This window comes from Xanthomonas sp. 3075 (assembly GCF_014197275.1).
Taxonomy (GTDB): Bacteria; Pseudomonadota; Gammaproteobacteria; order Xanthomonadales; family Xanthomonadaceae; genus Xanthomonas; species Xanthomonas campestris_B.
The window spans coordinates 146821-158795 of record NZ_JACIFI010000014.1 but is presented as its reverse complement, the minus strand read 5'-3'; the positions used below and the strand labels follow the sequence as shown (position 1 = coordinate 158795).

At 59.4% G+C, this 11975-nt stretch carries 13 protein-coding genes; all 13 read right to left on the bottom strand.

The annotated features are described in order from the left end of the window. Positions 1 to 268: 268 nt before the first annotated feature. Positions 269 to 1021 carry a 3-deoxy-manno-octulosonate cytidylyltransferase gene (locus GGR62_RS14530; protein ID WP_184408570.1) on the bottom strand — a complete coding sequence of 251 codons (753 nt, stop codon included), beginning with the start codon at positions 1019 to 1021 and terminating at the stop codon, positions 269 to 271. A gap of 43 nt (positions 1022 to 1064) precedes the next feature. Further along, positions 1065 to 2339, bottom strand: a complete 1275-nt coding sequence (locus tag GGR62_RS14525; protein WP_184408569.1) for a hypothetical protein — start codon at positions 2337 to 2339, stop codon at positions 1065 to 1067. A 112-nt stretch (positions 2340 to 2451) separates the two neighbouring features. After that, the gene (locus GGR62_RS14520; RefSeq protein ID WP_184408568.1) at positions 2452 to 3522 is read right to left on the bottom strand and encodes a hypothetical protein; all 1071 of its coding nucleotides are present in this window, start codon (positions 3520 to 3522) and stop codon (positions 2452 to 2454) included. Between the two features lie 8 nt (positions 3523 to 3530). Further along, positions 3531 to 4214: a class I SAM-dependent methyltransferase gene (locus GGR62_RS14515; RefSeq protein WP_184408567.1), complete on the bottom strand. Its 684-nt coding sequence runs from the start codon at positions 4212 to 4214 to the stop codon at positions 3531 to 3533. Positions 4215 to 4289: 75 nt separating this feature from the next. Beyond that, a complete protein-coding gene (locus tag GGR62_RS14510) occupies positions 4290 to 4907 on the bottom strand; it encodes an acetyltransferase (protein ID WP_184408566.1) in 618 nt (205 codons plus the stop codon). Continuing rightward, the gene (locus GGR62_RS14505; protein ID WP_184408565.1) at positions 4904 to 6034 is read right to left on the bottom strand and encodes an aromatic ring-hydroxylating dioxygenase subunit alpha; all 1131 of its coding nucleotides are present in this window, start codon (positions 6032 to 6034) and stop codon (positions 4904 to 4906) included. The genes GGR62_RS14510 and GGR62_RS14505 overlap by 4 nt, the downstream gene beginning before the upstream one ends. A gap of 40 nt (positions 6035 to 6074) precedes the next feature. Continuing rightward, positions 6075 to 6722: an acetyltransferase gene (locus tag GGR62_RS14500; RefSeq protein WP_184408564.1), complete on the bottom strand. Its 648-nt coding sequence runs from the start codon at positions 6720 to 6722 to the stop codon at positions 6075 to 6077. A 14-nt stretch (positions 6723 to 6736) separates the two neighbouring features. Beyond that, positions 6737 to 7504, bottom strand: coding sequence for an SDR family oxidoreductase (locus GGR62_RS14495; RefSeq protein WP_184408563.1), 768 nt, complete (start codon positions 7502 to 7504; stop codon positions 6737 to 6739). 42 nt (positions 7505 to 7546) lie between these two features. Then, complete coding sequence (locus GGR62_RS14490) at positions 7547 to 8587, bottom strand: ketoacyl-ACP synthase III (RefSeq protein ID WP_184408562.1); 1041 nt, start codon at positions 8585 to 8587, stop codon at positions 7547 to 7549. A 5-nt stretch (positions 8588 to 8592) separates the two neighbouring features. Beyond that, complete coding sequence (locus GGR62_RS14485; protein ID WP_184408561.1) at positions 8593 to 8817, bottom strand: acyl carrier protein; 225 nt, start codon at positions 8815 to 8817, stop codon at positions 8593 to 8595. Positions 8818 to 8881: 64 nt separating this feature from the next. Continuing rightward, entirely contained in the window at positions 8882 to 9991 is a 1110-nt protein-coding gene (locus GGR62_RS14480) for a DegT/DnrJ/EryC1/StrS family aminotransferase (RefSeq protein ID WP_184408560.1), read from the bottom strand. A gap of 117 nt (positions 9992 to 10108) precedes the next feature. Further along, positions 10109 to 11590 carry a sigma-54 dependent transcriptional regulator gene (locus GGR62_RS14475; RefSeq protein WP_184408559.1) on the bottom strand — a complete coding sequence of 494 codons (1482 nt, stop codon included), beginning with the start codon at positions 11588 to 11590 and terminating at the stop codon, positions 10109 to 10111. Continuing rightward, entirely contained in the window at positions 11587 to 11967 is a 381-nt protein-coding gene (locus GGR62_RS14470) for a response regulator transcription factor (protein WP_184408558.1), read from the bottom strand. The genes GGR62_RS14475 and GGR62_RS14470 overlap by 4 nt, the downstream gene beginning before the upstream one ends. Positions 11968 to 11975 lie beyond the last annotated feature (8 nt).

Sequence of the window (11975 nt, the reverse complement as noted above, 5' to 3'; positions counted from 1 at the left end):
CCTCAGCGTCACCGAACGTCAGTTGCATGGATCACTCCTCAACATGAGGCGGGTAGTGTCGCGTATCTGTGGTGCGTTGTTCAGAGGTTCCCTAGAGCGGTTTCGTGGTCGTGTGGCTCTTTCGATCTGCCCAGCGGCGCTGACTGACCGAATATCCTCAGAAAAATGGCGATCAGCGGGCAGGCGTTGGCGTGTTCGGTTTCTCTTGCGTCGGCGGTACCGCAGGCCGACGATTATGCTTTTTGAGTATCGTTGTCTACTCTGTTCATTACTGCTCTGCTGGCGTTTCGGCTAAGGACTGGGCGCGCAGCGCCTGCTCCACGCGCTGCACATCCGCCGGCGTATCCACGGCGATCGACTTGTCACTCATCTGCACCATACGCACTTCAAAGCCAAGTTCCAGAAAACGCAGGATCTCGATGTCCTCGATTTCTTCCAACGTTGTCTTGCAAGATACCGACGCAAACGCCCGCAACGCCTGCTTGGGAAATGCATACGCACACACCTGCCGCCAGGCACGCCGAAACTCGCCTTGCTTGGTGATCGGGATCGACGCGCGCGACATGTATAACAGGCGCCCGTCAGGGCGTACGACCACCTTGGGCACGCTCGGGTTACGGAACTCGTCGATGTTGGCGACCTGGCAGTAACCGTTGATCACATCATTCGGCGCCGCTACCGCCGCATCGATCAGCAAGCGCACGTCTTGCGGATTGAATAGTGGGTCATCGCCTTGCACATTGATGTAGGTATCCACATCGAGCTGCTGCGCGACCTCGGCGACACGATCGGTGCCGGTCAGGCAGTCGCTGGAGGTCATCAAGGTGCGGATACCAGCCTGTTCGCAGGTACGTTGAATCACATCGCAGTCGGTGGCGACCAGAATCTGCTCGGCCGGCGCGGCCTTGGCGCATTGCTGATAGGTACGCACGATCATGGGCACGCCGCCCAGTTCGATCAGCGGTTTTCCGGGCAGACGCGAGGAGTCGCGCCGCGCAGGGATGATGATGGCGTAAGTCATAGAAGCCTCCTGGCAACCGATGGCGTTGAATAGCGAGGGCGGCTCAGCCGACTCTGCCTTGCCAAAAATCGGTGGAGTTGAGATCCAGCCGGCTGACTGCCTCGGCAGCCTCCAGCACTGCATCGCTGTCGGTGAACAGCCGGTTCCACAAGTCCATCGAGAAACCGTAGCTGTTGTCGCGAGCCACATTGAACAACGGGACGAACTTCAACGACGACCAGCTCAGATGCGGCTCCAGTGCCAGCAGCCGAGACTGTGCAAACCGGTAGCTATCGACCAGGGTCTCGGCTGGGAATCCAAGCCGGCGTGCGTAGTCCTTCCACAACGACGATTCGAACGTGTAATGGCTAAGATCCTGGAAGTGCCGCTCGGGTGCAAGTTCCAACATCGGCGACAATTCCTCATCTGCATAACTCGCCGGCCGCAAATCCTCAGGCATCGACCACAACGCCACCATGTCATCAGTCCTGCCGAGCATGGCTTTTTCGGTGAAATGAAATGGCATGTGCTGCCACGCGGCGGCCAGCGAGACGGCGATCTTTCCGCGATTACGCGTGCCGCGAAAGTGCGCGTTGATGGCCTCACGGACCGAGCCGGTCAGCACGTTGTCGCTGCGGCAACGCACGGCAAATTCGATGCCTTGCTCGGCAAGATGCTCGGCGCCCAGACGCGCGGAGCGCAGCACCGCATTGCGGTAGTGCAGGCCAAGATTGTCCGGCTGAGGAACAAGGATCAATGCATCCAGCCAAGGCCGGCAGCGATCGAGTAGTGCCCTTGGTTGGTGGTCCCAGGTCACCATGCACTGATACGCCCAAGGAAAACGCAGGCGATTCCAGGCCAGCACCAAGGGCGTGAAGTCGAACGCGAGTCCCTGCACGAAAATGCCCGTGTCTGGTGACTTCAGTCGACGCGATAGCTGCAACTCCGGTAGCAAACTGGAGAAGTCCTGCAGTTCCTGCAGCAGCGGGATGCTGCCTTGGTCATAGTCGACCGCACGCACCGTGCGGAAACGACCATGTGCCTTTGCAATCTGATTCATCACCTCCGGCGAGTGATTGGAGAAAATGACGATCAGCACATCGTCGATCGATTCCTCCTCCAGCGCCGAAGGTGATCTGACTGGTACACCATGGACGGTCGTGCCCTGATTCTCCGGCCGCGGGCAGATGGTGTAGTGCAAGTTAAGATGTTGGTTGACGCAAGGATAAAAGTCGCGGAAAAACTGCCCCGCGCCCCAACCGATTAGCTTGGTCTTGGCTGGATCCAGTCCTGGATACTTGATACTGGCTCGTGCGATGGAACCGGTAGCTAGCGCCATGATGATGCTTCCTTATTTTCTTTGCAGATGAAGCATAGCAGTCGCAATGCAACCTCTAAATGTGGCTTCGCATAGACAAGGCAGGCTTTGCTCATCAGGGCAGGCTGCTTGTTCATTGATTGCCTACAGCCGCCGGGGTCGGCAGCTTAAAAATCGTCAGTTCCAATCCGGCTGGCCCTGGTCGGTCGCAATGCAATGACAATTGCGGCATGGGAAACAGCTGCAGGCATTGCAGGAGATCGGCAGGACGTTTGATGCGTACCTTCGCCAGCAAAACGTCCGTGTTTGCGTTGAGCCACTCAAGTAGGGCGACCGGCTGCTCTACATCCAAACGAACGAACTTGTTTGTTGCATCGCTTTTCGGCAGTGGCGCAGTACCGATCTGGTGCTGGACGATCTCTGTAGTATCCGCACTGAAGCTGGACAGGGCAGGCACAATGCCGAGGCTGCCGAACAGCAGTGACAAGCGCTTGCCCTCGGCAAGCGCTTTGTCTGCAGTAAACGAAGAAAACCCGTAATCGAATGTGCCGATGTTGTTTGCGACCAATAGCTGTTCGAGAAATGCGCTGCGGGTATCGGCGATCTCCCAGATCAGGCCTTGCGTCGCGCATGCCTTGAATGCGTCAGTCTGCGGATTTCTGTTGCGGAAGAATGGATGTTCGGACACCTCGGCGTTGACGACATCGGCCAACGCCGACAGCAACCCACTCTGTAAAAACAGCAGATAGCCCAAAAACGTACGGTTGGACAGCGCATCGGGCCATGTTCCGGTCCAGGCCCGTAGCGTTTCGCAAACGTCATCGTCGAAGGCTTGCGGAACGGTGATTGGCCCCAGCGTACGTGTGGTGCCACGACTAGCCAGATGTGCCGCATAGTTGCGCAGCAACTCGCCTTGGTCTACAAGGCGCATGCCATGCTCGCGGATGCGGCGCAGCCACAACGTGCGGTGCACGCCATTCTTGATCTGCAATACCACGTTGATTTGCGCGAGGTCGTCACGTGCTAGGAAATCGTTGGTGCTCATCAGCGGAATGCTATCGACGCTATCAGTTAGCAGCACGTCGTGCACGATCGCCATCGCTGTCAACGGAAACTCCGGGTCCATCAATGCGCGCTTGAGAACGGTCGATGCCGGTGACGCGTAATCCCAGCCAATGAAAACCAGTGTGTCGGGCTTGCTCAATGTCTGCCTCACAGTGGCTTCTGGAAATAGTAGGTCTGCGTGTCGCCGAGTTGGCCTTCGCGTAATGTTCCGCTCAGTGGACTGTGGTGATTCGTTGCCACCACCTTGCCGCTGGCACCGACAATCGTGCAATCAGCACCATGCCAACTGATCAAGTTGAGCTGATGTTGGCGACCAAGTTCTAACATTTCATCTACGGTGAAGTGCTTGTAATGCCAAGCGTAGGGATTCTTCGCCAGATCAATGACGCTAGCATTTGGCGCTGAAATGATTAGCCGGCCGCCTGGCTTGAGCGCATGCACCATCAAGCCGAAGAACAGTGCGCCATTTTCCACGTGCTCAATGGATTCCATGGAGACGATAAAATCGAAATGCTCGGCAGGCAGCGCGAACGGGAAGAACTTGTGGGCAAACATCACGTTGAGGTCGACATAAGTCTGCGAGGCGCGGGCAATCGACTCGCCCGAACCATCAATGCCGATGATAAAACAAGGCAAACCTTGCGCCAATAAATGAGTGCCGTAGCCGCCACCGCAAAAAATATCGGCACCCAACAATGGCCCAGGCAAATCAATTAGCGATTGACGCGCGAATTCATACCGAGCCATGTGGTCCGGGGGGATATCATCAATCTTAAGGGCAATGACCCTTTCACCACTATCGAGCGCGAAATCACGATCAATCAATCCCATAAAATCGCTCCTTCTGATCGTCGCCGCACTGGCGCATGATCTTGAACTTCAAAATTAAAATCGGCGTGTTATTGATTACGTCAGAATATATGCGCCTTCTGGCATCAATGCATCGAAAAACGAACGGTCTTGCAATCTCGCCGGCAGCTTCCCTCCAAGCAACCATTCACAGTGCTTGCCTACCTGGCTCTTCGGTGCGGCGAAAGTGCCAGCTCCCAGAGTCGAACCTGAGCCTATCTGCACCTGGTTCGCCAATACGATCCCTGCGCGCAAGGTCACGCAGCTTCCAAGCTTGACACCATGGTCCAGGATCACTTGTCGATCTAACCAACTGCCCATACCTAACACACAATCCTTAGCGATATTGCAGCCGGCGCCGACGTGGACATTGCCCATCAGGCGTACGTTGCTTTCGATGACTGCGTTTGGTGACACCAGGTTGTATGTTTGATAACCGGCCAGCCTGATGTCTGCGATCAGTTTTTGGCGCGCGTAATTGACCGCGCGCTCATCCAGCGCCACGAAGACCTCTGTATCCTGAGAACTATAAGAGCCGCATAGAAGCCCTAGTTCGAAGTTATAGCTATCACTGCTGGACAACGAAATATACATACAGCCAGGCTGAAGTTGCTCGGCTAGTTCAAAGGCTTCGTCGAGCGCGCGACCATGTCCCACAACGATGCGTACCGTCATGACTGCTCTCCCAGCACATGCGTGCGATACCAAAGATGCTGGCTGACCAGATGCTCTTCGTAATCGCCGTGCATGAACTGTCGCGACTGTGGGCCGATGCCGCTTTGCAGGCGCTCCAACACTACCGTGTCTTCCGCGATCACAGTACGTTCGCCGCGAATCAAACTACTGAGCAGAGCAGTGAAATTTGTGCGTTGCTCCTTACGCCGGGCCGTCATCATCCACAAGTGGTAGTCGGTTTCACCTGGCGCGACTGGCTCGTATTGCTGTAGCAAAAAATGCTCGCCACGTATGCTGCAGAAGTTCACGTTCGGATAGACGAACCAGTTGTAGTAGATGTGCTCGCTGCCATAGGTGTCGCAGAGTTCGCGGAACCAGGAGGTGTGCTCTTGCAACGGTGCCTTGGTGGGATAACTGAGCGCGCTAAGCGCCGGCGCTTGAGCTTGTTGTATCAGTTCCTTTACTAACGACGGCGCATCGCTAGCTGCGCCAGTCGATTTCACAGGTGCAGTCATTGCTGGCAGAAAGGTCTTTGGATGCACAAATGGAACGTGGTTGTAGTCCTTCACGTTCTCCATGTTGAGCTTCCAGTTGTAGCGGACCCGGTGACGGCTGTAGATGACTTGTGTATCCAGGTGCGAAGATGCCTCGCGCAATTGGGTCAGAAACGTGTCGGAAAACTGTTCCTGCAGCGCAAGGGGGTGCTCGGATAGATTGACGAATAACAATCCGCCCACTTCCTCTATATGCAGCTTGTGCAGGCAGATGCGTTCGCGTTCCTCGGCATCGAACCGGTACAGCTCCTGATTCGGCATTGCACGTAATTCGCCCTCGGGTCCAAAAGACCATGCATGATAAGGGCATACCAGTGGCCGCTGGCCGGCGCTACTGGTCTGAATTGCGGACAGCCGATGCGGACATTGATTGACGAAAGCACGGATGCCTGCCGTCGTGCGCTGCACCAGCACTGGCACGCCAGCGATCGTTCGGGTGAAGAACTGATTACGCTCGCGTACCATCGAACTAAAGCCGGCGAAGTTCCACAGCCGGCTGAAGATCCGCTCACGTTCCAGCGCAAAGGTCTCGACGCTGGTGTAGTGCTGTGCGTCCAGTGCGTGGCGTGTCATGCAGAGCACCTTGTTGCGGTCATCGGTAGCATTGGCTGGTTCATGCTTGCGCTCGCGGCTTGTTGAAGATCGAGCGGGCCGGGTTGCCGATCACGGTCTGGCCGGCCGGCACATCGTTGAACACCACCGAGCCCATACCGACCACGGCGCCTTTCCCGATAGTAATGCCGCGCGCGATCAATGCACCCGTGTTGATCACCGCGCCATCGCCGACGGTGACGTTGCCGGCCAGTACGCAGCGCGGCCCAATATGTACGTAGTCGCCAATGCTCACGTCATGGCCGATCAAAGTGTCCTGGTCGATGAAGCCGTACGCGCCGATGTTGCAGTCCACACCGCAGTTCACGTCGTAACCGAAGTAGGTTGGGCCGTAGACTGTGCGCGCCCCAAGCGTGCAACGCGTGCGTATAGAAATGAACTCCGCGCCCTTCGCTAGTAGTGGTGTGACTTGCTGTTCCCGCATCGCCGGGTCGCCGATTGCTGCAACAAACAGCAGGTCGGATGTCGGGACAAAGGTCTGGGGATTGCCCAGCCATGGGTAATACAGCACAGGGGAGACGCTGTCCGCGCCGCGCTCGTCGAGAAATCCGGCAATGACCCAGTCGATCCCATGCCCGTAATCCACTTGCAGCTGTGCAAGCACCTGTCGCCCAAGCCCGCCGGCGCCAATGATGACAACGCGTTTCATGATCGGTTCCTTACTCAGCTGATGGTCAAGCCGCCGTCCATCACCAGGCTGGTGCCGGTGATCCAGCGGCTGGCGCCCGACAGCAGAAAGATGGCGGCATTGGCCACATCGTCAGGCTGCCCGAAACCCAACGGATAGTTGTTGCGTTCGGCTTCCAGTGAGCCGACGACTTGCGCGGTGGCACCCAACAGCGGTGTGTCGACGAGCGCAGGCGAGAGGCAGTTGACGCGGATGCGGCGCTTGATGACTTCCATCGCCAGGCAACGTGAATATGCAATCAGCGCCGCCTTGGACGCAGAGTACGCGCCCACTCCAGCGACACCGATATGCGCAGCGATGGAGGCGATGAACAGAATTGCGCCGTCGGCAGCGATCAGATTTCGCTTGAGCAAAGCTTGGGTAAGCAGCACCGGTGCATCGACATTGGTCGACTGAACCTCGTGCAGATGCGCTTCGCTGACCATGCGTGCCGGACACAGCCGCGAAATGCCGGCGCTATGCACCACACCTTGCAGCGGTGCAATCAATGCTGCGACCAGCGCGTCGCGCTCGGTTGCAACAGTCAGATCGGCGCGCACAGCTTGATGCGGCAATTCCGAAATCGCTTGTAGCTCGCTCAACGTCGCTTCCAGACGCTGCGCATCACGTCCGGTGACGATCAACTCGCCGCCCATGCGCGCGCAACTCAGCGCAATGGCTTTGCCCAGGCCCGAACTGGCACCGCTCACCAGGATGCGCCTGCCCGTCAGGCTGAAAGGATTGAAGGGAGTATGCTCGTTCACGTGGTCTCGTTATTCCGGAAAAGACAGGTGCGACTACCGTGCTCAAGCCTCGATCAAATCAGGAAACACCGCGCCCTCGATATCCACCAGGCAGGTGCCCCACGACAGCCCGATGCCGAAGCCGCATAGCAGCACGCGCTTGCGGCCGGATTCCAGTTCCTTGTTGATGCGCGCGGTCATGGTCACCGGCAACGAGGCGCCGCTGGTGTTGCCGAAGTCGCGTAGCGTCGAAGGCACTTTTTCTACCGGCAGGCCGAGCTTCTTGCGGATGGTTTCGTTGATCATGCGGTTGGCCTGGTGGAACACGAAGTAATCGATGTCCTCCTTGGCCACGCCGGTGTAGTCGAGCAGTTTCTGTACTGCCGGCGGGATGCGCTGGGTGGAGAAGCTCAACACCGCCACACCGTCCAGGATCAGGTCCACCCCACGACGCCACGGGCCGTCGGGTTCTTCGCGGAACGGAATCAGGTGCTGCATGGCGACCGGTTCGCGGTGGCCGCCCACCGGCAGGATGATCGCCTTGTAGCCGCTGCCATCGCTGTTGAGGTCGAAATGCATCGGCGGCGCGTCGGCGCTGAATTCTAGCGCCGTGGCGGTGCCAGAGTCGGAGAAGATCGGGTCTTCCAGATTGGCACTGCGGTCGCCGACCAGCAGCAGCCCTTTTTTGACGCCGCCGGCGGCGATCATCGAGCCGAGCAGGTTGATGCCGAACGGATAGGCCGAGCAGCCCAGGTTGACGTCGAAAGCGACCGTGGCGTGCGAGAGACCCAGCCGGTCCTGCAGGATGATGGCGGTGGCCGGAATCGGGTAATCCGGCGATTGGGTCACCACGATCAGTGCGTCGATCTCCTCGCGCTTCCACTGCAGCTTTTCCAGCAGCACCTGCGTCGCATCGAAGGCCAGGTCCGAAAAGCACTGCCAGGGCTGGGACATACGGCGGGTCTCGATACCGATATTGCGCACCAGGCGCTCGCGCTCGGAACGGATCTGCGGCCGGCAGTCGGTGAGGTTGGACACGACCCGCTTCGGCACGCATGTCGCCATGCCGGCAAAGCGAACATTGTGCAGCGTGGAGGTCGGCATGATGCTTACGCCTCGGTCAGTTTGTAGAGATCGCCTACGGTGCCGGCGGCAGTGAGATCTTCGCCGGTGATGGTCTTGCTGTACTCCATGTCGAACATCACGATCACGCCCAGCGCGGCGAGCGAATCCCACTCCGGCAATTCCAGCAGCACGGTGTCCAGCGTGACCTCCACCGGTTCCTGGAAGTCGGTGGCGGAGAGGAAGTTCTCGATAAATGTTGCCTGGGTCATGCGATCTCGCCTGGTTGCCTGTTGAAGAAATGGGAATCTGAAATGCACGTGCAGCGTGTTGCGATCATGTTGCCTGTTGGCCGGCGATCAGATCGGCAATGGTATCGACCTGGTCGCGGGTCAAGCCGGGAAAGATCGGCAGGCACAACACCTGCGCCGCAACCGAACGCGCCACCGGCAGCCATGCCGGTGCCGACGAGGGCAGGGCGCGATACATCGGGAAATCGCTGATCAACGGATAGAAGTAGCGTCGCACCAGTATCCCGTTCTCACGCATCAATTGGTACAGCGCATCGCGCGACAACGGGTAGTCGTCCTGCACGAGGATCGGAAAATACGCGTAATTGGCGCTGGAATGCGCGGGCCGCGCAACGCAGGTGATGCCGCGAATGTCGCCCAGGCGCTGGCGGTACTGCGCATCGATAGCGCTCCGCTGGGCGATGGCGTGATCGATGTGCTTGAGCTGCAGCAGGCCGAAGGCGGCGCTGATCTCGTTCATCTTGCCGTTGATGCCCGGCGCCACTACCGTGGTCTCGTCGACGAAGCCGAAGTTCTTCAGATGCCCGATGCGCTGATAGGTTCTTTCGTCGGGACAGACGATCGCGCCGCCTTCGAACGTGTTGAACACCTTGGTGGCGTGAAAGCTCAGCACGCTCAGGTCGCCATGGCGCAGGATCGAGCCGCCATCGTCGCGCACGCCGAAGGCATGCGCGGCGTCGTAGATCACCTTGAGGTTGTAGATGTCGGCGATGCGCGTGATGGCGGCGGTGTCGCAGCTGGTGCCGTAGCAGTGCACCGGCATGATCGCGGTGGTCTGCGGGGTGATGGCCGCTTCGATCTTGGACGGGTCCATGTTGAGCGTCACCGGGTCGATGTCCACAAATACCGGGGTGATGCTTTTCCATAGCAACGAATGCGCCGTGGCCACGAACGAGTACGGCGTGGTGATGACCTCGCCGGTGATGCGCAGCGCTTGCAAGGCGGTGACCAACGCAGTGGTGCCGTTGGTCAACAACGCAAGATGCGACACGCCCAGGTAGTCGCACAAGGCGCGTTCGAGCGCGCGGTGCATCTCGCCACCGTTGCTGACGATGCGGCTGGTCCAGATCTGCTCCAGATAGGGCAGGAATTCTTCCAGCGGCGGCAGCAGCGGACTGGTGACGGGGATGGGCATCAATGCCTCGGCAGGTGCTGATGAAGGTCGGGATTCCGGCGCAGCCGATGACTGCGCACGGATCAATCCAGTTGAAGCAAGCGCCATGCCAGTGAGCGGATCAGTGTGCGTATCCGCTCAGTTCGCCAGCTCGGTCTGCTCGCGATCGATGCCGTACTTGCGCAGCTTTTCCACCAGCGTGGTGCGGCGCAGGCCGAGTAGCTGGGCCGCATGGGCCACCACGCCCTGGGTGCGTTCAAGCGCCTCGTTGATCAGCGCCAATTCGATGTTGGCCATGTGGCCGCGCAGATCGATGCCGTCGTCGGGAAGGTTGGATGCGGTAGCCGCGTCCGCATCCGCAGTCTTGGATTGCAGCGTCACCACGTTGCCCGGCAGGCTGGCGTCCTCGACCGGCGCGGCAACCAGCGTCGGCTCCGCAAGCTCGACCGGAATCGCTGCGGCAAAATCGCCGCGATAACGCGCCGGCAGATCCTGCACACGCACCAAGCCACCCGGATGCAACACCGCCAGGCGCTCCACCAGGTTGGTCAGCTCGCGCACGTTGCCCGGCCAGTCGTAGCTGCGCAGCGCCTGCAAGGCTTCGTCGGCAAAGCGCACTTCGCCGCGCCCGGTGCGCGCCAGCTGGCCGGCAATCGTCTGCACCAGGATGGCCAGATCGTCCACACGCTCGCGCAGCGCCGGCATTTCGATCGGAAACACGTTGAGGCGATAGAACAGATCCTCGCGGAACTGGCCATCGCTGATGCGGGTCTCCAGGTTGCGGTGAGTGGCAGCGATCACGCGCACATTGCAGCGGATGGTCTGGCCTCCGCCGACGCGCTCGAAGCTACGCTCTTGCAGCACGCGCAGCAGCTTGACCTGCATCGGCAGGCTCATGTCGCCGATTTCGTCCAGCAGCAACGTGCCGCCTTCGGCCATTTCGAAGCGGCCCTTGCGGGTGCTCAGTGCGCCGGTGAAGGCGCCTTTTTCGTGGCCGAACAGTTCGCTTTCCAGCAGATCCGGAGGGATTGCGCCGCAGTTGATCGCCACGAACGGCCCATCGCGGCGCGGCGAGTGCTGATGGATGGAACGGGCGACCACCTCCTTGCCGGTGCCCGATTCGCCCAGCACCAGTACGGTGGTGTCGAAGGCGGCGACCTGGTCGATCAGACGGCGCAGGCGGGTGACCGCCTCGCTGTTGCCGGTCGGGCCGCTGTCCTGCTGCACGCCAGCCTGGTGTTCGGCATCCAGACGCTTGAGGCTGGCACGGCGCAGCAATGCTTCCAGCTGGGTATGACGCAGCGGCGTGTCCAGCGTCCACACATTGGCTTCGTGCAGGCCGTGGGTCTGCGCAAACGTGCTCGGGCTGCCTTCCATCAGCAACACCGGTGGCGGCAGCTTGGCGTCGGCCAGCCAGTCGAAGAACTTGTCGGCCTGCGCGGCGTCCTGCGCCGAGCCCACCATCACTGCCATCCACTCGTCGTGGCGATGACGGCCAGGATTGATGTCGGCACCGTCGGTGACCCAACGGGGGTTGAAGTCCATGAACTCGAGCAGCGACACGGTGCGCTCGGCGCGCACGGCATCGCTATCGATCAGCAGAATGCGGGACTCACTCATTGCCTGGCTCCTTCCGTCAGGCCCTCCAGGATTGGCATGACTTCCTGGATATAGGACAGCTTGCTGACAAAATTGTCAGCACCCGCGCGAAGAGCATGTTCACGATGCTCTGCATCGTCGAAGTGACTCGCGATGACAATATACGGCGGATCGTCCTGTGTCTTGATCAGCCGGGTCGCCTGCAACCCTCCCATCTCCGGCATCGCCAGGTCCATCAGCACCACCTTGGGACGCAGCGACTCGGAGCGCTCGATCGCTTCCAGTCCATTGGCGGCACTGCCGACGATATCCAGCCATTCGACCTTGCGAAAATGTCGCATCGCAGCGTTGATGAAGCCCTCGTGGTCGTCGACCAGCAGCACGGTGAGTTTGCTCATAGTAATCC